The 19318-nt window shown below is 71.1% G+C and carries 20 protein-coding genes; 13 read left to right on the top strand and 7 right to left on the bottom strand.

Annotated elements, in window-relative coordinates; all coding sequences use genetic code 11:
- The first annotated feature begins 188 nt into the window (after positions 1 to 188).
- Positions 189 to 1526 (top strand): S1C family serine protease, encoded by a 1338-nt coding sequence (locus OIE47_RS04290; RefSeq protein WP_326560180.1) that lies wholly within the window; start codon positions 189 to 191, stop codon positions 1524 to 1526.
- 129 nt (positions 1527 to 1655) lie between these two features.
- Entirely contained in the window at positions 1656 to 2471 is an 816-nt protein-coding gene (locus OIE47_RS04285) for a hypothetical protein (protein ID WP_326560179.1), read from the top strand.
- Positions 2472 to 2538: 67 nt separating this feature from the next.
- Here the strand turns inward: OIE47_RS04285 and OIE47_RS04280 are convergent, their stop codons facing one another.
- Positions 2539 to 3111, bottom strand: coding sequence for a DUF3000 domain-containing protein (locus tag OIE47_RS04280; RefSeq protein WP_326560178.1), 573 nt, complete (start codon positions 3109 to 3111; stop codon positions 2539 to 2541).
- 117 nt (positions 3112 to 3228) lie between these two features.
- On the opposite strand from OIE47_RS04280, the gene hemE reads away from it, so the two are divergent.
- From hemE to hemQ, 3 genes are read left to right on the top strand one after another with little or no spacing between them, the layout of a single operon-like run.
- A complete protein-coding gene (gene hemE, locus OIE47_RS04275; protein ID WP_326560177.1) occupies positions 3229 to 4311 on the top strand; it encodes a uroporphyrinogen decarboxylase in 1083 nt (360 codons plus the stop codon).
- Between the two features lie 19 nt (positions 4312 to 4330).
- Positions 4331 to 5809: a protoporphyrinogen oxidase gene (gene hemG, locus OIE47_RS04270; RefSeq protein ID WP_326560176.1), complete on the top strand. Its 1479-nt coding sequence runs from the start codon at positions 4331 to 4333 to the stop codon at positions 5807 to 5809.
- On the top strand, positions 5806 to 6522 hold the full coding sequence (hemQ, locus tag OIE47_RS04265) for a hydrogen peroxide-dependent heme synthase (RefSeq protein ID WP_326560175.1): 717 nt from the start codon (positions 5806 to 5808) through the stop codon (positions 6520 to 6522). The genes hemG and hemQ overlap by 4 nt, the downstream gene beginning before the upstream one ends.
- A gap of 58 nt (positions 6523 to 6580) precedes the next feature.
- Here hemQ and OIE47_RS04260 read toward each other — a convergent pair whose 3' ends face one another.
- Positions 6581 to 8785, bottom strand: a complete 2205-nt coding sequence (locus OIE47_RS04260) for a ricin-type beta-trefoil lectin domain protein (protein ID WP_326560174.1) — start codon at positions 8783 to 8785, stop codon at positions 6581 to 6583.
- A 230-nt stretch (positions 8786 to 9015) separates the two neighbouring features.
- Between OIE47_RS04260 and OIE47_RS04255 the strand changes: the two genes are divergently transcribed.
- From OIE47_RS04255 to OIE47_RS04240, 4 genes are all read left to right on the top strand, one after another.
- Positions 9016 to 9777: an acetate uptake transporter family protein gene (locus OIE47_RS04255; RefSeq protein WP_326560173.1), complete on the top strand. Its 762-nt coding sequence runs from the start codon at positions 9016 to 9018 to the stop codon at positions 9775 to 9777.
- A 62-nt stretch (positions 9778 to 9839) separates the two neighbouring features.
- Entirely contained in the window at positions 9840 to 11048 is a 1209-nt protein-coding gene (locus tag OIE47_RS04250) for a GNAT family N-acetyltransferase (RefSeq protein ID WP_326560172.1), read from the top strand.
- Between the two features lie 403 nt (positions 11049 to 11451).
- Complete coding sequence (locus OIE47_RS04245) at positions 11452 to 12324, top strand: helix-turn-helix domain-containing protein (protein ID WP_326560171.1); 873 nt, start codon at positions 11452 to 11454, stop codon at positions 12322 to 12324.
- Positions 12321 to 12527 carry a DUF397 domain-containing protein gene (locus tag OIE47_RS04240; protein WP_326560170.1) on the top strand — a complete coding sequence of 69 codons (207 nt, stop codon included), beginning with the start codon at positions 12321 to 12323 and terminating at the stop codon, positions 12525 to 12527. Before OIE47_RS04245 ends, OIE47_RS04240 begins: the two co-directional genes overlap by 4 nt.
- A 117-nt stretch (positions 12528 to 12644) precedes the next feature.
- Here the strand turns inward: OIE47_RS04240 and OIE47_RS04235 are convergent, their stop codons facing one another.
- Both OIE47_RS04235 and OIE47_RS04230 read right to left on the bottom strand, forming a co-directional pair.
- Complete coding sequence (locus OIE47_RS04235; protein ID WP_326560169.1) at positions 12645 to 13094, bottom strand: GNAT family N-acetyltransferase; 450 nt, start codon at positions 13092 to 13094, stop codon at positions 12645 to 12647.
- A 41-nt stretch (positions 13095 to 13135) separates the two neighbouring features.
- Positions 13136 to 13396, bottom strand: a complete 261-nt coding sequence (locus OIE47_RS04230; RefSeq protein ID WP_326560168.1) for a Prokaryotic metallothionein — start codon at positions 13394 to 13396, stop codon at positions 13136 to 13138.
- A 156-nt stretch (positions 13397 to 13552) separates the two neighbouring features.
- On the opposite strand from OIE47_RS04230, the gene OIE47_RS04225 reads away from it, so the two are divergent.
- Positions 13553 to 13831 (top strand): isoamylase early set domain-containing protein, encoded by a 279-nt coding sequence (locus tag OIE47_RS04225; RefSeq protein WP_326560167.1) that lies wholly within the window; start codon positions 13553 to 13555, stop codon positions 13829 to 13831.
- A gap of 81 nt (positions 13832 to 13912) precedes the next feature.
- On the opposite strand, the gene msrB is transcribed toward OIE47_RS04225, so the two are convergent.
- Positions 13913 to 14326: a peptide-methionine (R)-S-oxide reductase MsrB gene (gene msrB / locus OIE47_RS04220; protein ID WP_326560166.1), complete on the bottom strand. Its 414-nt coding sequence runs from the start codon at positions 14324 to 14326 to the stop codon at positions 13913 to 13915.
- A 66-nt stretch (positions 14327 to 14392) separates the two neighbouring features.
- Between msrB and OIE47_RS04215 the strand changes: the two genes are divergently transcribed.
- The 3 genes from OIE47_RS04215 to OIE47_RS04205 all read left to right on the top strand — a co-directional run bounded on the left by OIE47_RS04215 (position 14393) and on the right by OIE47_RS04205 (position 17131).
- Entirely contained in the window at positions 14393 to 14983 is a 591-nt protein-coding gene (locus OIE47_RS04215; RefSeq protein WP_326560165.1) for a hypothetical protein, read from the top strand.
- A 91-nt stretch (positions 14984 to 15074) separates the two neighbouring features.
- Positions 15075 to 16112, top strand: coding sequence for a non-homologous end-joining DNA ligase (gene ligD / locus OIE47_RS04210; RefSeq protein ID WP_326560164.1), 1038 nt, complete (start codon positions 15075 to 15077; stop codon positions 16110 to 16112).
- A 215-nt stretch (positions 16113 to 16327) separates the two neighbouring features.
- Positions 16328 to 17131, top strand: a complete 804-nt coding sequence (locus tag OIE47_RS04205) for a hypothetical protein (protein WP_326560163.1) — start codon at positions 16328 to 16330, stop codon at positions 17129 to 17131.
- A gap of 74 nt (positions 17132 to 17205) precedes the next feature.
- Here OIE47_RS04205 and OIE47_RS04200 read toward each other — a convergent pair whose 3' ends face one another.
- Together OIE47_RS04200 and OIE47_RS04195 are read right to left on the bottom strand one after the other, a co-directional pair.
- Entirely contained in the window at positions 17206 to 17664 is a 459-nt protein-coding gene (locus OIE47_RS04200) for a GNAT family N-acetyltransferase (protein WP_326560162.1), read from the bottom strand.
- Positions 17665 to 17695: 31 nt separating this feature from the next.
- A complete protein-coding gene (locus tag OIE47_RS04195; protein ID WP_326562987.1) occupies positions 17696 to 19279 on the bottom strand; it encodes an alpha/beta hydrolase in 1584 nt (527 codons plus the stop codon).
- Positions 19280 to 19318: the final 39 nt, after the last annotated feature.

The raw sequence follows: 19318 nt of genomic DNA, 5'->3' as shown, positions 1-19318 counted from the left end.
TACGCAGCCGGGCCGGCGCGGCGGTTTGTCCGCCCGGACGGTGCGTACATTTGTCGGATTGGACGAGTCAGACATCGGGGAAGACAAAGCTCAGCACGGCCGGTACGGTCCCTCCTTGCCGCAGATTCCCGGGCTGGTCGCCCGACGGTACGACTGTGGCACGAACGTCTACGGGAGGACGTCGATTCATGACCTCTGGCTATGACCCGCATCCCGCCCCTGGCCCCGAGCCGTACCCCGGCGCACCGGTGCCCGGCCAGCGGCAGCCGACCGAGGACGGACCGGACCGGACCGCGCCCGGACCCGGACAGTGGTCCGGTGTCCCGGGATCGCCGCAGGTGGAGCCGGTGGTCGAGGTCAGGCCGGGTCCGCTGCCGCCCCGGATGGAGCCGCCCCGGACCGACCCCACCGCGCCGCTGACCCCGCCGCCGGCACCCGGCACCGGGTACGGCCCCGTACCGGCACCGGGATACGGCCCGGCGTCCGGCCCCGGCCCCGTACCGGCTCACGGTCCGGTCTCCGCACCCGCTCACGGCGCGGTGTCCGGGTCCGGTTACGGGCCGGCGTCCGCCCCGGTGCACGGGCCGGGGTCGGAGTCCGGTTACGGTCCGGCATCGGTTTCCGCGCCGGGCTACGGGCCGGTGTCCTCGGGGCCGGCGTACGCCCCTGCGCCGGGCACCGGTTACGGGCCGCCCGGCTACCCCTACCCGCCGGTCGGGGTCGGTGAACCGGCGCCGAAGGCGCGGCGGCGACTCGCCTGGCCCGGCGTGACCGCGCTGCTGCTGGTGCTCGCGCTGGCCGGGGCGGTCGGGTTCCAGGCGTACCAGATCGACCGGCTCACCGGCCGGCTCGCCGACACCGACCGGCGGTTGGCCGAGGCGCAGCGGGCCGACGGCGCCCGCCTGGACGGCATCGAGGGGCAGACCCGGAACCTGGAGGACCGGGCCGGGCAGGTGTTCAACCCCGAGGCCATCTCCAGCGCCGTCCTGCCCAGCGTCTTCCGGGTCCGGGCCGGGCAGTTCACCGGCACCGCGTTCGCCGTCGGCAAGCCGACCGCCAACGGCGGCACCAACCTGTTCACCAACTTCCACGTGGTCGAGGAACTCTGGAACGGCGGCGGCAGGCAGGTCTTCCTGGAGCGTACGGACCAGCGCTTCCCGGCCACCATCGTCAAGGTCGACAAGGCCAACGACGTCGCGCAGCTCAGTACGGACGGCACCTTCACCGGCCTGGTCGCCGCGCCCGAGGTGGTGAAGTCCGGCCAGCAGATCGTGGTGGTGGGCGCGCCGCTCGGCCTGGAGGACAGCGTGACGACCGGTGTGGTCAGCGCCTTCCGCGACAACGAGGACGGCCCCGGGAAGGTGATCCAGTTCGACGCGCCGATCAACCCGGGGAACTCGGGTGGCCCGGTGATCAACGGGGCGAAGCAGGTCGTCGGCATCGCCACGGCGAAGGCACGCGACGCCGAGGGGATTGGTCTGGCCGTACCCATCAAGACCGCCTGCGACGGCTTCAAGATCTGCTGAGGTCGACCGGACAGCCCGCATCGGGTCAGCCCATCGGTCGCAATCACCGGTGTGGGCCGTTTGTGCCCCACCGTCGCATCCGGTCCGGCCGGATAATCCAGCGCTCAGTCATACCCACGGAGGAAGCCCATGTCCCAGCCCCTGAACGGTCCCGACGACGCGCCACTGGTCGATCCGACCACCCCGCTGCCGCCGGTGACCGGGTCGGGCGCTGCCCCCGTACCGGCCGCCGGCCCGGCCGGAGCGGGGAATCCGCCGCCGGCCACTGCCGGGCAGCCCACGGAGCCGCCGACGGTGGCCCACCCGGCTCCGGCGGTGCCCGGACAGCCGGCGGAGCCGCCGACCGTGGCCCACCCCGCCCCGACCGGGCCGGGTGTGCCGCCGCCGTACTACGCGCCGGTCTCCGGGGTTCCGGCGTCGGGCGTGCCGGTCGGTGGGCCGCAGCCCTATCCGGGGGTGCCGATGTCGGGGGCACCGTACGGGCAGCCGATGTCCGCGCCGCCGGGACCCGGCCTGCCGTACGGCACACCGGCGCCGGGTGGCAAGCGCCGTACGGTGCTGGTGCTCTCGATCGTCGTCGCGCTGCTGTTCACCGTCGGGGCGGTGATGACCGGGCTCTTCGTGACCAGGTCCAACGAGCTGAACCGGACCGAGCGGGAACTCACCGGCCAGGTGGCCGACCGGGACACCCGGCTGGCCGCGAACTCGCGCGAGATCGAGCGGCTCAACCGGGGCCTGGAGGCGGCCAACGACCGGATCAAGGCGGTCGAGCAGGACCTGACCGGGACCAAGAACGACCGGGACGAGCAGGCCCGGCAGAAGGCGGTCATCGCCAACTGCCTCGACCTGTTCAGCAAGGCGATGACCGCCAGCAGCGAGTCCGCGTTCAAGAAGGCGCTCGAAGAGGCGGACAAGGTCTGCGCGGAGGCCGACGGCTACCTCTGACGGGTGACGAACGCGCGATGACGACCGAACGGTGACGGCCGGCGACCGGTGGCCCCTGATCCGGGGGTCAGGCGGCGCCGGCCGGGCGGCGGTCCGGCAGCGCGGTCACCCCGGGCGGGGGCAGCCCGGCGGTCGAGGCCAGCAGGGTGCACCAGGCCAACAGGTGGGCGTGCAGGTCGGCGCCGAGAGGGGTCCAGGAGGCCCGGATCTCGATGTCACCGGCGGCGGGTGGCCCGGCCAGGTCGCCGAACCGGGTGGACATGGTCTGGGTCACGGTGCCACCGAGGGCCCGGTAGTCGGCGCCCTGCGCGTCGAGCGCGTCGGTGAGCCAGGTCCAGCCGACCGAGGGGAGCAGGGGGTCGGCCGCGAGGTCGATCTCCAGCTCCGCGGTCACGTACGTGACCAGGCGTAGTGTCCCTTCCCACGCTTCGTGACCGACGGGGTCGTGCAGCAGGATGAGTCGCCCGGTGGCCACCTCGTCGCCGTCGCGCAGCACGGTGGCGCTCAGCGCGAAGGCGTACGGGGCGAGTCGCTGGGGGGCGCCCACCTCTTCGAGCAGGATTTCATCCCGGGGCGCCGCCGCACGCAAGCCGGCCACCGCGGAGGTGAACGTCTCGGGAAGCACGATCGGGGCGGCCATGTTCGCAGCCTAAGCCGACCGGTGGCGTGGTGGGGGATCGCCGCGCCGTCCGCGTTCGTGCTCACAATCGGCCCGGCCCCCTCCGCTGCCACCGGTGGGCGTGGCACGATTGCGCCGATGACCACCACGACTGCCGGAAATGTGAGCCGGAGCGGGGAACCCGCCCAGGCCGGTCCCGCCGACTCTCCGTTCGTCCGTGCCTGCCGGCGGCTGCCGGTGCCGCACACCCCGGTCTGGTTCATGCGCCAGGCCGGCCGCTCGCTGCCGGAGTACCGCGACCTGCGGGCCGGCGTGGCGATGCTGGAGTCGTGCCGCCGACCCGAGCTGGTCCGCGAGATCACCCTGCAACCGGTACGCCGGCACGGGGTGGACGCCGCGATCCTGTTCAGCGACATCGTGGTCCCGGTCGCGGCGGCCGGGGTCGACCTGGAGATCGTTCCGGGCACCGGTCCGCTGGTGGCCGAACCGGTACGCGACGCCGCCGACGTGGCGCGGATCCGGCCGATCGGCCCGGACGATCTCTCCTTTGTGGACGAAGCGGTCCGGCTGCTCGTCGCCGACCTCGGTGACACCCCGTTGATCGGGTTCGCCGGGGCGCCGTTCACCCTCGCCAGCTACCTGGTGGAGGGTGGCCCGTCCCGCAACCACGTCAAGACCAAGGCCCTGATGTACGGCGCACCCGAGGTCTGGCACGCGCTCTGCGACCGGCTGGCCGAGATCACCGGGGAGTTCCTCCGGGTGCAGGTGAACGCGGGCGCCTCCGCGGTGCAGCTCTTCGACTCCTGGGCCGGTGCGCTCTCCGAGGCCGACTACCGGCGGTTCGTGCTGCCGCACTCGGCCCGGGTGCTGGCCGGTCTGGCCGATGCGGGAGTGCCCCGGATCCACTTCGGGGTGGGCACCGCCGAGCTGCTCGGCGCCATGGGCGAGGCCGGGGCGGACGTGGTCGGGGTCGACTGGCGTACGCCGCTGGACGCGGCCACCGTACGGATCGGTCCGGACAAGGCGGTACAGGGCAACCTCGACCCGGCTGTGCTCTTCGCTCCGTGGCCGGTGGTCGAGGCCGAGGTGCGCCGGATCCTGGCCGAGGGGGAGTCGACGCCGGGACACGTGTTCAACCTCGGGCACGGCGTGCTGCCGGAGACCGATCCCGACGTACTCACCCGGGTGGTCGCGTTGGTGCACGAGGCATCCGCCCGCTGATCATGAGAGCTGCCTGATCATGGAAACCGGAACGCGCGGCGACGCCGGGGAACAACCGGCGCGGATCGCGGTGGTCGGCGGCGGGATCACCGGCCTCGCCGCCGCGTTGCGGCTGCGCGACCGGGCACCGGCCGGCACCACCATCACCGTGTACGAGCAGTCCGGCTCGCTCGGCGGCAAGCTGCGCACCGGCACCCTCGCCGGCGCACCCGTCGAACTCGGCGCCGAGGCGTTCCTGACCCGCGACCCCGCCGGAGGAGAGTCCGCGGCGATCGCCCTGGCCCGCCGGCTGGGGCTGGGCGAGGACCTGGTGCACCCGGCGACCGGGCAGGCCGCGATCGCGCTCGGCGGGCGGCTGCTGCCCGTACCCGGCGGGACGCTGGTCGGCGTACCCGGTGATCTGGAGAAGGTGGCCGCGGTGGCGCAGCCGGCGGCGGACCGGGACACCGACGCCGGCCGCCCGCTGCTCGACCCCGACGAGGACGTCGCGGTCGGCGAACTGGTCCGGCGCCGGTTCGGCGACGAGGTGGTCGACCGGCTGGTCGACCCGATGCTCGGCGGCGTCTACGCCGGCCGGGCCGACCTGCTCTCGCTGGCCACCACCATGCCCGCGCTGGCCCGCACCGCACGGGTGGAGAACACCCTGGCCGGAGCGGTCCGGGCGGCCCAGGCCGCCGCGCCCCGCGCCCCCGGCCGACCGATCTTCGCCACCGTCGAGGGCGGGCTGAGCCGGCTGGTCAACGCCGCGGCCGAGCAACTCGTGGCACCCGCCGGAACCGGCGGCGGGACGGCGGTCGGCGGGGTGCAGATCCGGCTCGGCGCGGCCGTCCGCGAACTGAGCCGCACCCCGACAGGCTGGCGGCTGGTGATCGGGCCCACCCGTGACCCGGAACTGGTCGAGGCGGACGCGGTGGTGCTGGCCCTGCCGGCACGTCCGGCCGCCCGGCTGCTCGCCGGGGTCGACGTCGGCGTCGGTGCCCTGGTCGGCCGGCTCGACTACGCGAGTGTCGCGCTGGTCACCCTGGTCGTCCCGGCGGCCACCCTGCCCGACCTCTCCGGGATCCTGGTGCCGGCCACCGAGGGCACACTGATCAAGGCGGCCACCTTCTTCAGCACCAAGTGGGCGCACCAGCGCCGGACGGACGGGCTGGCCCTGCTGCGCACCTCGGTCGGCCGGTACGGCGAGGAGCACCTGTTGCAGCGCGACGACGCCGAACTGATCGCGACCGTGCACCGGGAACTGGGGCAACTGCTGCCCGGCGCCGTACTGCCCGAGCCGGTGGCGAGCCACGTGCAACGGTGGGGCGGGGCGCTGCCGCAGTACCAGCCGGGACACCTGGACCGGGTAGCGGCGGCCCGGAGCACCCTGCGGGCGAGCCACCCGACGCTGGCACTGGCCGGCGCCGGCTACGACGGGGTCGGCGTGCCGATCTGCGTACGGTCCGGCGAGACGGCCGCTGAAGAGATCGTCAAGGCGTTGGGAGGAGCCACGGGATGAGTACGGATTCTGCTGCGGAACAGAGCAACGCGGCCCGGCTACGGGAACTGAACGACACCGTCCGCTACACGATGTGGTCGGTTTTCCGGGCCACCGGGCCGCTGCCGGCCGACCGGGACGGGATCGCCGCCGAGGTCGAGGCGCTCTTCGCCGACCTGGCGAGCAAGGACGTGGTGATCCGGGGCAGCTACGACGTCTCGGCGCTGCGGGCCGACGCCGACGTGCTGATCTGGTGGCACGCGAGCACCCCGGACGCGCTCCAGGAGGCGTACGGGCTGTTCCGGCGTACGGCACTGGGCCGGCAACTGGCACCGGTCTGGTCCCAGATGGCGCTGCACCGACCGGCCGAGTTCAACAAGAGTCACGTACCCGCGTTCCTGGCCGGAGAGCCGGCTCGCGACTACATCTGCGTCTACCCGTTCGTGCGCTCGTACGAGTGGTACCTGCTGCCCGACGCCGAGCGCCGGGAGATGCTCGCCGAGCACGGCCGGATGGCCAGGGGCTACCCCGACGTACGGGCCAACACGGTCGCCTCGTTCGCCCTCGGCGACTACGAGTGGATGCTCGCCTTCGAGGCCGACGAACTGCACCGGATCGTCGACCTGATGCGTGACCTGCGCGCCTCCCGGGCCCGCCGGCACGTACGCGAGGAGGTCCCGTTCTACACCGGGCGCCGCCGTTCGGTCAGCGAACTGGTCACCAGCCTGCCGTGACGTCGACGCGGAGCGGGCCACGGCGCTTTCTGCCGTGGCCCGCTCCGCGTTCACCCGATCAGGGGTAGTTGACCAGTGTGGAGACGGTTGTGGTCGAGTTCGCCGGACCACCGGCGTTGTTGATGATGTTCCGGATGCTTCCGGTGCCACCGCCGAGCGAGACCGTGACCATGTTGTGGAACCGGACCCCCGCCTTGTTCGGCACCTCGAACGAGTGCCCCAGCACCACCGACGGGTTCGCGTTGAAGAAGCAGTAGCTGCCCAGCCCCCACGCCTCGTGGGTGTTGACCGAGTCGGCCACCTTGTACGCCGCGTACCCCTGTTGGGAGCCGTTCTGCCAGCTCGCCTGGTTCGGCACGTCGTACGGGATCTCGTTCTGGTAGAAGTACGTCCGGCCCCGTTCGCCGTTCCAGATGGTCTGGTACTTCTGGTAGTGCTCGACGAAGAGCCCGTACATGGTGACGTCGGCACCGTTGACGATCAGGCCGGTGTCGGCGGTGTTGACGTTCCAGCCGACGCCGTACGTGTGGTCCCCGCGCCAGATCCACAGGTGGTCGCCGATCACGTTCGAGCTGTTCACCCGCAGGCTCACGGTGGCCTTGCCGACCGCCGCGCCGCCGACCCGGAAGTACAGGTCGTGCAGGGAGGTGGGGTTGGCCGAGTGGTTCGCCGACGAGCCGGTCGGGCCGACCTCCATCAGCACGGGCGAGTTGGTCGGGCCGGCGTCGAAGAGCAGCCCGGCGACCTTGACCCCGTCGACGTCGGCGACGCTCATCGCGACCACGCCGTTGTCCGGCACCAGCGTGGCCAGGCCGAGGCCGAGCACCACCGTGTCCGGTCGGGTCACCCGCAGGGTGTCGTTCAGGTGGTAGATCCCCGGCGTGAACAGCAGGTGCTTGCCCTGGGCGAGTTGGGCGTTGATGGTGGCGGCGGTCGCGCCGGGCTTCACCACGAAGAACTGGCTGATCGGCAGGGACGAGCCGGCCGGGCTGCCGGACGCCCAGCTCGTCCCGGTCGTGTTGGACCGCACCGAGGGTACGAACACCTGGTAGTTGCCGGCCTGGTCGACGTAGAGGAACGGCTTCTCCCGGACCACCGGGGTCTGCGCCACGGTGGTGTAGGGCGGGTTGGGGAAGCTGTTGGCCGGTGCGTTGACCGCGCCGACGAAGACCATGTTCCAGTTCGAGCCGGTCCAGCTACCCCACTGGGTGTTGCGGGAGAGCCACTGCTGCTGTGACCCGGAGCGGACCTGGCCGTCCACCCGGGTGTCGGCGAGCAGGCCGCCGCTGGACCAGCCGCCGTCGTCGAGCTGGAGATTTCCGCGTACGTGCATCCGGCGGTACGCCGCCGCCTGGGAGACCGCCCACCGGTCGGTGCCGGAGGTCGGGTTCACCGACAGGTTCTCCGCCCCGCGCCAGAAGTTGTGCGTGGCGTTGCCCTGGAACCAGTCCGCCTCGACGTGGACACCGCCGTTGATGGTGACGTTGTCGGGCAGGTAACCGAGGCCGGCGACCTGGGTGTAGAAGCCGACGTTGACGTCGACGTTGTACGTGCCGGGCTTGAACAGCAGCGCGTACCGGTTGTTGCCGAACTGGTTGCTCTCCTGCTGGTTGAACACGGTGTTCAGGCGGCTCTGGATGGTCGCGCTGGACATCGACGGGTCGAAGACGGAGACGTTCGGCCCCAGGTCCACGTTGCCTCCCGGCGGTGGTGTCGGTGCCGTCGGCGTCGGCGTGGGACCGCCGCCGCCGGTGGGCAGGACCCACTGTTGGTTGGGTCCACCGAAACACTCCCAGATCTGCAGAGGTGTCCCGTCGGCGGAGGAGGGGCCGGTGGCGTCGAGGCACTTGTTCGCCTGCGGGTTGCGCAGCAGCCCGGCGCTGGCGGTCCACTGTTGGGCGCCGCTGCCGTTGCAGTCCCAGATCTGCACCCTGGCCCCGTTGGCGGTGGACGCGCTGGCCACGTCGAGGCATTTGCCCAGGGCCCGGATGGTGCCGTCGTCGCCGACGATCCACTGTTGCGCGTTGCTGCCGTTACAGGTGTAGAGCTGCACCTGGGTGCCGTTGGCGTTGCTGGCGGCGGCGACGTCGACGCACTTGCCGCCGTACCCGGTGATCGCGCCGGTGGTCGCGGCCAGGGCGTTGGTTACGCCCACCGCGCCCACCGCGAGCCCGACCACGACGGTGGCGAGTACGGCGACGATCCGGGGCCGGACGCGCCCCCTGGTCCTACTGCGGGGGGTCGTGGCGCTGCTGGGGGTCATGGCGCTTCCTTACTCGCCGGGTGACGGCAGGACTGTGACTGACGCCGATCAGTTCACAAACTTTACAGATTGACGGAAGGCTATTCCTGGCGAAGGGGGAAGTCAACATCCCGTGTAATGCCTGGTCCGATGGGTAGTCCGCGGTCGCTACCGGCTCAGCCGTCCACGGCCGGGCCGTGAGCCGCCCGGCCGCGTCAGGCGGTGAGCTCCGCTGGAGAGGGAGTCTGGAGATGTCTCACATGTCACGCCCGGCGCAACCCATGCGCGGCAACGACGGTCATGACGGGCACGACGGCCACGACGGCGAGTTCCAGTTCTGGCGCAACCACGCCACGATCTCGCTGCAACCGGTGGCCGCGCCCTCGATCCTCGGGCTCTTCGGCTTCGCCGCCGCCACCTTCGTCGTCGGCGCGAACCTGGCCGGCTGGTACGGCAACTCGACCACCCCGCAGTTCCTCTTCCCGTTCGCCGCGTTCCTCGGCGGCCTGGCCCAGTTGCTGGCCGGGATGTGGGCGTACCGGGCGCGGGACGGGCTCGCCACCGCCATGCACGGGATCTGGGGCGCCTTCTGGCTCGCGTACGGGCTGCTCTTCCTGTTGATCTCGATCGGCGTACTGACCCAGCCCACCCCGTTCGTGGCGCTCGGGTACTGGTTCGTCGCACTCGCCGCGATCACCTGGTCCGGTGCCGCCGCCGCGCTCGCGGTGAACCTCGGACTCGCCGGGGTGCTGATCGCACTCGCCGGTGGGGCGACCACCTTCGGCGTCGGCCAGATCGCCGACAGCTCCGCCTGGCGTACGACCGGCGCCTGGTTCTTCGTCGTCTCCGCCCTGATCGCCTGGTACGTCGCGACCGCGATGATGTTGGAGGGAACCTACCGCCGGGTCATCCTGCCGCTCGGCAAGCGCGGGGGCGTGAACGTACCCGGCCGGGAGCCGCGCCAGTCGATCCAGTTCGTCGCCGGGGAGCCGGGCATCAAGGTCGGCCAGTAGCGGCGCCCGCTCCGGAGCGAAACGGGGTTGAACCCGGACGGCCCGCAGGCTGGGATGGGGCAATGAAGATCCGTCGACTGGCCAACGAGGAACGTCCCACCACGAGCTGGCGCCTGCAGGAGTACGCGTTCGAGCGGTCGCCGATGCCGCCGGAGGAGGGGGCGAAACTCCGCGGCTACCTGCCGTACCACGAGGGCAACATCACGCTGGTCGTGGAGGACGGCAAGGAGACGCTCGCGGCGGTGAGCGTGATCCCGATGCGGCAGAACGTCCGGGGGACCGTACATCCGATGGTGGGGGTCTCCGGTGTGGTCAGCCATCCGCTGGCCCGCCGCCAGGGACACGTCCGTACACTGCTCACCCAGCTCCTCGGTGAGCTGCGCGACGAGGGGTACCCGATCAGCGCGCTCTACCCGTTCCGACCCTCCTTCTACGGCCGTTTCGGTTTCGCCGCGCTCCCGCAGCCGCGTACGGTCAGCTTCTCCCCGGCCGACCTCGGTGAGTGGCTGCGCGCGGACCTGCCGGGGGAGCTGCGCTGGCAGCGGATCCGGGACGGGTACGACGCCCACCGTGCTCTCACCGAGCGGCTGTTGACGTCCAGGCACGGCTTCTCCCTCCTGCCCGACTACCGGGACGTCCAGCGCCGGGAGGACGACAAGCGCTGGATCGTCAGCGCCTGGCACGACGGCGAGGTGGTCGGCGCGGTCACCTACACGATCGACGGGCACGGCGGCACGCTGCACGCCGACGACCTGCTCACCGTCAACCCGCTCGGCCGGGCGCTGCTGCTGCAGTTCTTCGCCCGCCACGTCGACCAGGTGGCCCGGATCAGCACGGTGGTCGCCCCCGACGAGACTCCGGAACTGTGGGCCACCGATCTCGCCACCCACACCGAGAGCAGGCTCTCCTTCCCGAGTTCGGTCGCGCCGATGGCCCGGCTGCTCTCGGTCGACGCCCTGCGCGGCCTGCCGACCGCCCCCGGCCGGGTACGCGTCGACATCGTCGACGACCCGTTCATCGCCGGCACCTACCTCCTCGACGGGGTTGACGGTCGGTTGGAGGTCACCCATGGCCCCGGCGCGGCGCCCGCCACTGCCACCGCCCCACCCGTCGCCACCCTGACCGCCGCCGGCATCTCCGCCCTGGCCTACGGCGTACTCGACCCGGACGAACTGCCCCTGCGCGGCTTCGGCACCGTCCCACCCGAGGCCGCCACCGAACTCCGCTCCCTCTTCCCCCACGCCGTCCCCTACCTCTTCACCGACTTCTAACCCACCCGCTCCCTGCCCCGCCCACCCCACTCCACCCCGCTCCAGATCGCACACTTGTAGAGAAAGAGTGGTTATCCCGCCTCGGATAGCCACTCTTTCTTCATATGAGTCGCGGCGACCGGCGTCGGGTGGGCGGTCCCGATCGTCTGGGGCGTGTACTGCGGTTTCTTCGTACATCATCTTTGATGTGCGTACATCAAAGATGATGTAAAGAGAATCGGTGAATTGCCTTCCCATCACGCAGGCCCTCCGCCAACTATGATTTCCGTCAATGACCCGTGCCCGCATCAGCTCCGCTTTTCGGCGTCGATCGCTGCCGACCTCCGCGTTTCTCGATTGCATCGCCGGGTCTTTCGTGACGCAACCGATCTGTCTTTCAGGACGTAACAGAGAGGGATTTCAGGTGGAAAAAACCAGCACCAGCGTGCCCCGGCGTCAGCTCGGTCGTTACCTGCGTCAGCTCCGCGACGAGGGCGGCATGTCGATCAAGACGGCCGGCGAGGCGCTCGACTGCTCGACAATCAAGATCTACCGGATCGAGACCGGACTCCAGGCCGTCCGTACCCTCGATGTCAAGACCCTGTGCGACGTCTACCAGGCGCCGGCGGAACTGGCCGAGACGCTCGTCAGCCTCTCGCGGGAGACCACCGACGGCTGGTGGCAGGCGTACGGCGACGCCGTCCCGGACTGGTTCGAGCTGTACGTCAGCATGGAGGCGGCCGCCGAGCGGATCCGCCATTACGACGGCGAACTGATACCGGGGCTGTTGCAGACGCGGCGCTACATGGAGGAGGTCATGCGGATCGGCCGACCCGACTGGTCCGACGAGGAACGTGAACTCCGGATCGAATTGCGCATGAAGCGGCAGCGCATGCTCACCCGCAAACTCCCGACCGCGCCGCAGTTCGACGTCGTGCTGAGCGAGGCGGTGCTGCACCGGCCACTGGGCGATCCCGCCGCGATGGCCGACCAGCTCACCCATCTGGCCCTGCTCAACGAACGACCCAACATCCGCCTCCGGGTGCTGCCGCTGGCCGCCGGCCTGCACCGGGCCTCGACCGGTGGCGCCTTTGTCATGCTCACCTTCCCGCAGCCGAGGCGGGAGGAGGGTGAGCGACCGATGGTCTACCAGGAGGGGCCGACCGGAGCGCTCTACCTCGACCGGCCGGCGGACGTCGCCGCCTACGACGCCATCTGGAAGGACCTCGCCCGGCTCGCCCTCCCCGAGGCAGAATCGAGCGAGGTGATCAAATCGTTCGCAGGGGAGAGACGATGACCGATCGAACCGAGCTGACCGGCGCCATCTGGCACAAGAGCAGCCGCAGCGGGGCGGAGGGCAACTGCGTCGAGGTCGCCGACAACCTGCCCCACCTGGTGGCCGTACGCGACAGCAAGGACCCGGACGGGCCGATTCTGGTCTTCAGCCCCGGCCCCTGGTCCCGTTTCCTCCGGGACGTCGGGCACGGCACTCCCGCCTGAGCGGGTCTCAACAGGATGGATGGCTGGACGGCCCCGGCTCTCGCCCATCGCGGCGGTGACCGGGGCCGGACCGAACGGACCCAACCAACGGGGCCAGCGGACCCAGCGGGGCGGGGGTCAGGCGGGGATGCGGCGCATCGGGAGGTGGGGGATGCCGTCCTCGACGTACTCGGGACCGGTGGGGGTGTAGCCGTAGCGGGCGTAGAAGCCGGCCAGGTGCGCCTGCGCCTCCAGCACGCTCGTCCGGTCGCCGACCAGGGCAAGCGCCTCGGTCATCAGCCGGCCGGCGTGGCCGTCGCCGCGCGCCTGCTTGGCCACCACCACCCGGCCGATCCGCTCCACCCCGTCCGGGTCGGCCAGGACCCGGAGGTACGCCACCGGCGCGCCGTCCTGCTCCAGCCACAGGTGCCGGGTGCCGGGCTCGACGTCCCGCCCGTCCAACTCGGGGTACGGGCACTCCTGTTCGACCACGAACACGTCGATCCGCAGCCGGAGCAGGTCGTGCAGCGTACGGGCGTCGAGGTCGGCGAAGGAGGCGACGTGGAGGGTGAGCTGCCGCGGTTGCATCCCGCGATCGTAGGCGGGCGGGCGTCGACCGGTTCGCCGGGTCAGGCGGGGCGGGCGCCGACGGTGTCCTTGATGGCGGCGCCACGGTCGCCCTCGACGGCACGGGCGCAGTGCGCACAGCAGAAGAAGCGGCCGGACACCTCCACCCCGTGCCCGACGATCCGGACCTGACAGTGTTCGCAGATCGGCGCGAGGCTCTGGATCGCGCACTCGAACGAGTCGAACGTGTGCGAGTCGCCGCTCACCGTCCGTACCTCGAACGCCAGCCAGTAGTCGTTGCCGCAGACTTCGCAGGTTGCCATGACAATCCCCCCGTTTCGGACACTGGGTCCAGCTTGACGGGATGGACCGGTGAAGGCGGCCGAAACCGGTAAAACGGGCCCGCCACTCGTCCGCCGGGTCGCCCGTTGAACCGGACAGCGGGTGACACCACCGCAGGCCAGGGGCTGGAGGGCGAAATGATCAAACGGAACCGACTGTTCGGGAACCAGACCCGGGTGACCTTCTCGCTGCCGAAGGACGCGCCCACCGGCACGGTCAGTGTGGTCGGCTGCTTCAACGGGTGGGAACCCGGCCGGCACGAGCTGGTTCCGCGCCGGGACGGCAGCCGTACGGTGACGGTCCGGCTCGCCCCCGGCGAGTACCGGTTCCGCTACCTGGCCACCGGTGGGATCTGGCTCGACGACGACCAGGCCGACCAGGTGGACCAGCAGGGCGGCCGGCTGCTCCTGCACTGAAGCCACACCGGGCCGGTGGCCGGCATCACCGGGGCGTCGGGACGGCCGCCGGGAGACGGCCGTCCGTCGGATCAGGGTCGGTCAGTGTACGTCGGTCGGGTCGAGCCGCATCGACACCGAGTTGATGCAGTACCGGGCGTCGGTCGGGGTGAAGCCCTCCCCGTCGAACCGGTGTCCGAGGTGGGAGTCGCAGTTGGCGCAGCGCACCTCCACCCGGACCATGCCCATCGACCGGTCCTCGATGTAGCGGATCGCGCCGGGCAGCGCCTGGTCGAAGCTCGGCCAGCCGCAGTGCGAGTCGAACTTCGTGTCACTGGCGAAAAGTTCCGCGTCGCAGGCGCGACAGCGATATGTCCCCGAAGTCTTGGTTTCGACGTATTCGCCGGTCCAGGCCCGCTCGGTCCCGGCCTGACGCAGCACCCGGAACTCCTCGGGCGACAGGCGTACCCGCCACTCGTCCTCGGTACGGGGAAGCTCCTTCTTGTCAAGAGTCATACTCCAACGGTACGACGCCCGCCGAACGGCTGATTACCAACTGCCGACGACGATCGTTGGAAGGGCATGCGGGCGGCCACCAGGCCGGGCGGGGACCAGGACGGCAAGCATCAGCTAGCGGTGCTGGCCAGTTTCCGGCCGACCTGGCGCCAAGCGATTGTCAGCGGGCTCTGGGCCGGCGTCGTGGGCACGATCGTGCTCGCCGCGTCGGCGTTGACCGGACCGACCCTGCTGGCCGTACTGGTGGGCGGGACCTGGCAGCTGCGCGCCCCGCCGCAATCCATCGTGGTGGCCGTACTGGCGCCGGTGCCGCTCGGCCTGATCTACGGCCTGGCCGTCCGGCGCCGGATCGGCGCCCGCCTGGACGAACTCGGCGTACGCAGCGTCCCGCTGGGGCTGGACGGCTTCGCGCCCTGGCGCCTGGTCGTCGACATCCGGGCGGAACGCCGGCACGGGCGCACCCTGGTCGCCGTCTACCTGCACAGCGGTGCCACCCTGCGGCTGCGCGCACCGTACGACGGGGTACTCGGCCGGGACCCGAGATTCGAGCGCAAACTCTTCCTGATCTGCCACGTCTGGGAGACCCACCGGGACTGGCGGGTGCCGGCCTGCACCCCCGAGCCGAGGGCGGGCGACGCGACCGACGACGGGGACTGAGCCCGCGCCGCCGGGGCCGCGAGCCGAAGTAACGGGTCCCGACCGGCCCGCCGGGGACCTGCGGGGCCCGTGGTTGACATATGGTCGCGGCATGGTCGGCAGCGCGAAGGCACCACCCGTCGAGGTCGAGGTGGCGGGACATCAGGTACGGCTGAGCAGCCCGGACCGCGTCATGTTCCCGAGCCGCGGCTACACGAAGAAGGACGTCTTCGACTACTACCTCTCGGTCGGCGACGGGATCATGCAGGCGCTGGGATCGCGTCCCACCACCCTGCAGCGCTTCCCCGACGGGATCGAGGGGGAGATGTTCTTCCAGAAGCGGGTGCCCGCCCGGGGCGTACCTCCGTGGGTGCAGACCGCGGAGATCAAGTTCCCCAGCGGTCGTACCGCCGACGAGCTCTGCCCGGCGGACCTGGCCCACGTCGCGTGGGCCGCGCAGATGGGGACCGTGGTCTTCCACCCCTGGCCGGTGCGTTCGGCCGACGTCGACCGCCCCGACGAACTCCGGATCGACCTCGACCCGCAGCCGGGGACCGACTTCGGTGACGCGGTGACCGTGGCCGGCGAGGTCCGGGGACTGCTCGACGAACTCGGCGCGACCGGCTGGCCGAAGACCTCCGGTGGTCGCGGCGTGCACGTCTACCTGCGGATCGAGCCCCGGTGGACGTACACCGAGGTACGCCGCGCGGTGATCGCCTTCGCCCGCGAGATCGAGCGGCGCCGCCCCGACCTGGCGACCACCTCGTGGTGGAAGGAACAGCGGGGCGAGAAGGTGTTCCTCGACTACAACCAGATGGCCCGCGACCGGACCATCGCCTGCGCGTACTCGCTGCGGGCCAACGCCCGCGCCACCGTCTCCACCCCGGTCACCTGGGACGAGTTGCCGGACGTGGAGCCGGACGACTTCGACCTGCGTACGGTCCCGCCACGGATGGCGAAGATCGGCGACCCGCACGCCGGGATGGACGAGGCACCGTGGGACATCACCCCGCTGCTGGAGTGGGCGCAGCGGGATGACCGGGGCGGCTCGGGGGACCTGCCGTACCCGCCGGACCACCCGAAGATGCCGGGCGAGCCGAAGCGCGTCCAGCCCAGCCGGGCCCGGCAGACCGACGGGAAATCCGAATAACGACGCATTGGTCAACCGGTTGTGGCTAGGTGTGATCGCACAATGTGCCATCCTCCCCGCCGGGACGAACCCGCAGGTCAGGGCGGTCGTTGCTTAGAGTAACAAGCAGACCACGGACCGACCATTCGACCTCTCGGGCGGGCGCTGCTCACCGCCGTCGGCGGTACGCCCCTGCCCATGAACAGGTCGGTACGTGTTCGGGAAGCGGTGCCTACATGGCCACGCAGGCAGAATTCAACGCCGATCCCTGGGTACGCCGCGAGATCGTCACCGCCGAGCTGAACTGGCTCGGAGACGAACTGTGCCGGCGTACCGGTCGCCCCCGCGCCGCCGCGGGAACCAAGGGCGACCACCTGCACCTCAGGGGTGCGCACCGATCGCAGGAATTCGTGGAGAAGAGTCCACTCTGCACCAACCGCACGTACACCGCCCAGACCGGACCGACCGCCGAGCAACTACGGCACATCGCCGGTTTCGACTTCACCCCCGGTGCCACCGAACCCATGATCGCCCAGTCGAAACGGCTGCTCACCGCGATGAGAGCCGGTGAACTGGAGGAGGTCCGGGAGATCTACTGCAACGTCGACGGCGACAAGGTGGTGGACGGCTGGGACAACGTACGCAACGTGTCGGCCACCTCGGACAGCTCACACCTGTGGCACTGGCACCTGAGCCTCGACCGACGCCGCTGCGCCGACCGCCCGTTGATGGAGCGGATCCTCGCGATCGCGCTCGGAGACCCACCCAAGGATGAGGAAAGCGACATGATGACCCCGGCGCAGGATGGTGCGTTGTCCGTGGCCTGGCAGGCCACCGACGCGCTGCTCGACATGCAGGAGACCACGGACGGAGGCGTTCGGGAGATGCGTTTCGTCCGTGAGTTCAACCAGCTCCGTCGCGACGTGACGGCCGTGTTGAAGTTCCAGGCGGAGTCGGCGCTCAAGCCGACGCCGATCGACTACGACAAGCTGGCCGAGGCGATGCTCCGACGGATCGCGAGCACCTCGCGCACCACCTGACCACCGCTCGCGGGGTAGCCGGATCCGCCCCGCGCGCCGACGGCCCGTCGTGTTCTGCGGTGGGCCGTCGGCGTCTACAGCGAGAGCTTCAAACCCTCGTGGCTGGCCCGGAAACCCAGCCGGGCGTAGAACCGGTGCGCCGCCGTACGTTGTTTGTCCGTGGTCAGTTGGACCAGCCCGCAGCCCCGATCCCGGGCCTGCTCCACCGCCCAGCCGATCAGGAGTTGGCCGAGGCCGTCGCCCCGGCGGTCGGCGCGTACCCGTACGCCTTCGATCTCGGCGCGCTCGGCACCGCCGCGGGTGAGCGACGGGATGAAGGTGAGCTGCAACGTGCCGACCACCTCGCCGCCCTCGTCGGCCACGACCAGTACGTTGCGCGGGTCCGCGTCGATCGCCTCGAACGCGGCCCAGTACGCGGCGTCGGTCCCCTCACCGACGATCTCCCGGGTGGCGCCGAGTTCGTCGTCGGCGAGCAGTGCCACGATCGCCGGTACGTCGGTTCGCCGGGCGGCCCGGAAACTGGTCTGCGTCACACCGGCCAGCCTGACACGGCGCGTCGTACGGTCACCGGGGCGGGCAGCGCAGGCCGGCGGCCGGCACGGTGAGGTCGAGCAGGTACGCGTCCACCGCCCGGGTGATGCACGCCGTCTGCGGGTACGCGGTGTGCCCCTCGCCCTCCCACGTCAGCACCTTGCCGACGCCGAGCATGCCGGCCAGTTTCGGTGTCTGCTCGTACGGGGTGGCCGGGTCGCCGGTGGTGCCGACCACCAGGATCGGCGGCGCCCCGGTCGCCGCCCCGGTCGGGTACGGGTCCCGCTGCCCCGGCCAGTACAGGCAGCTCAGCAGGCCCACCGCCAGCGGCGCCCCGAACAGCGGGTACTTCGTCCGCCACTGCGACTGGAGTTCACGGATCCGGGCCAGGTCGGGGACGCTGTCCTCGTCCGCGCAGTTGATCGCCAGGTTCGCGTCGAACAGGTTGGAGTAGTGGCCGTCGGCGGTGCGCTCGGCGTACGAGTCGGCCAGCTCGAACACCTGGGTCGGGTCGCCGCCGGCCAACTCGTCGATGCCCTTGGCCAGTTCCTCCCAACCGGACTCGGTGTAGAGGGAGGAGATCACCGCGTACATCACCCAGCCGCCGGTCGCGGTCCTGCCGTTGCGTCCGCGTACCGGGGAGACGTCGGCCTTGGCCAGCGCGTCGGTGACGGCGCCGCGCGCGTCCGGCGCGATCGGGCACCGGGCCGGAGTCCGGGCGCACCACTGGGTGAAGTTGGTGAACGCCAACTCGAACCCCTTGGCCTGGCTCTCCGAGCCGGCCACCACGTCCTGCTCCGGGTCGACCGCCCCGTCCAGCACGAGTGCCCGGATGTTGCGCGGGAAGAGCTGGGCGTACGTCGCCCCGAGCAGGGTCCCGTACGAGTACCCGAGGTAGGTCATCTTCTCGTCGCCCACGGCCGCCCGGATTGCGTCCATGTCCCGGGCCGCCTGCTCGGTGGAGTAGAGGCGGAGCTGGTCGCCGTACTTGTCGCCGCACTCCTCGCCGATCCGCTGGGACAGCGCCACCGAGGCGTCGAACTCGGCCTGGGTCTGCGGGTCGGGGTCGTACCCGAAGTTCGAGTCCAGGTCGGCGTCGGAGATGCACTTGACCGGGCTGGACCGGGACACCCCGCGCGGGTCGAAGCCGACCAGGTCGAACCGTTCGGTGATGTCGTCGGGCAGGCCGCCGAAGGCGGAGCCGAAGGAGAGGTAGACGGCGGTGTCCACGCCGGAGCCGCCCGGCCCGCCCGGATTGATCAGCAACGAGCCGATCCGGTCCTTCTGTTTGGTCGAGCGGACCCGGATCAGGGCGATGTCGAAGGTCGCCCCGGCCCCGCCGGGGGTCGCGGTGGCGCCCGTCGTGGCGCCGGCCGCCTGCCAGTCCCGGGGTACGGCGATCGTGGCGCAGTCGTAGCGCATGTCCGGTGCGGACCGGCCGACGAGGTCCTTCGGCGTCTCCGGGCACGGCTGCCAGTTCGCCGCCGCGCCGACCGGCCCGGCCGGTGCACGGTCCGGGACGTTGTCCGTACGCGGCGCGAAGACCGGCAACGTGCAGCCGCTCAGCACCAGGGAGGCGGCGACGACGGTGGCGAGCACCCGCCACCGTCGAGTCATCCGGCGGCGCAGCGGTGGACGGGGCGTGCTGGTCACCAG

Source organism: Micromonospora sp. NBC_01796 (assembly GCF_035917455.1).
In the GTDB taxonomy this organism is placed as follows: Bacteria; Actinomycetota; Actinomycetes; order Mycobacteriales; family Micromonosporaceae; genus Micromonospora_G.
The sequence above is the reverse complement of the archived record's forward strand: the minus strand, read 5'-3'. Positions and strand labels throughout refer to the sequence as shown.

Excerpts from the sequence above, each read along its gene's own strand:
- OIE47_RS04290 (WP_326560180.1), top strand. The coding sequence starts at position 189 with ATGACCTCTGGCTATGACCCGCATCCCGCCCCTGGCCCCGAGCCGTAC.
- OIE47_RS04285 (WP_326560179.1), top strand. The coding sequence starts at position 1,656 with ATGTCCCAGCCCCTGAACGGTCCCGACGACGCGCCACTGGTCGATCCG.
- OIE47_RS04280 (WP_326560178.1), bottom strand. The coding sequence starts at position 3,111 with ATGGCCGCCCCGATCGTGCTTCCCGAGACGTTCACCTCCGCGGTGGCC.
- hemE (WP_326560177.1), top strand. The coding sequence starts at position 3,229 with ATGACCACCACGACTGCCGGAAATGTGAGCCGGAGCGGGGAACCCGCC.
- hemG (WP_326560176.1), top strand. The coding sequence starts at position 4,331 with ATGGAAACCGGAACGCGCGGCGACGCCGGGGAACAACCGGCGCGGATC.
- hemQ (WP_326560175.1), top strand. The coding sequence starts at position 5,806 with ATGAGTACGGATTCTGCTGCGGAACAGAGCAACGCGGCCCGGCTACGG.
- OIE47_RS04260 (WP_326560174.1), bottom strand. The coding sequence starts at position 8,785 with ATGACCCCCAGCAGCGCCACGACCCCCCGCAGTAGGACCAGGGGGCGC.
- OIE47_RS04255 (WP_326560173.1), top strand. The coding sequence starts at position 9,016 with ATGTCTCACATGTCACGCCCGGCGCAACCCATGCGCGGCAACGACGGT.
- OIE47_RS04250 (WP_326560172.1), top strand. The coding sequence starts at position 9,840 with ATGAAGATCCGTCGACTGGCCAACGAGGAACGTCCCACCACGAGCTGG.
- OIE47_RS04240 (WP_326560170.1), top strand. The coding sequence starts at position 12,321 with ATGACCGATCGAACCGAGCTGACCGGCGCCATCTGGCACAAGAGCAGC.
- OIE47_RS04235 (WP_326560169.1), bottom strand. The coding sequence starts at position 13,094 with ATGCAACCGCGGCAGCTCACCCTCCACGTCGCCTCCTTCGCCGACCTC.
- OIE47_RS04230 (WP_326560168.1), bottom strand. The coding sequence starts at position 13,396 with ATGGCAACCTGCGAAGTCTGCGGCAACGACTACTGGCTGGCGTTCGAG.
- OIE47_RS04225 (WP_326560167.1), top strand. The coding sequence starts at position 13,553 with ATGATCAAACGGAACCGACTGTTCGGGAACCAGACCCGGGTGACCTTC.
- msrB (WP_326560166.1), bottom strand. The coding sequence starts at position 14,326 with ATGACTCTTGACAAGAAGGAGCTTCCCCGTACCGAGGACGAGTGGCGG.
- OIE47_RS04215 (WP_326560165.1), top strand. The coding sequence starts at position 14,393 with ATGCGGGCGGCCACCAGGCCGGGCGGGGACCAGGACGGCAAGCATCAG.
- ligD (WP_326560164.1), top strand. The coding sequence starts at position 15,075 with ATGGTCGGCAGCGCGAAGGCACCACCCGTCGAGGTCGAGGTGGCGGGA.
- OIE47_RS04205 (WP_326560163.1), top strand. The coding sequence starts at position 16,328 with ATGGCCACGCAGGCAGAATTCAACGCCGATCCCTGGGTACGCCGCGAG.
- OIE47_RS04195 (WP_326562987.1), bottom strand. The coding sequence starts at position 19,279 with ATGACTCGACGGTGGCGGGTGCTCGCCACCGTCGTCGCCGCCTCCCTG.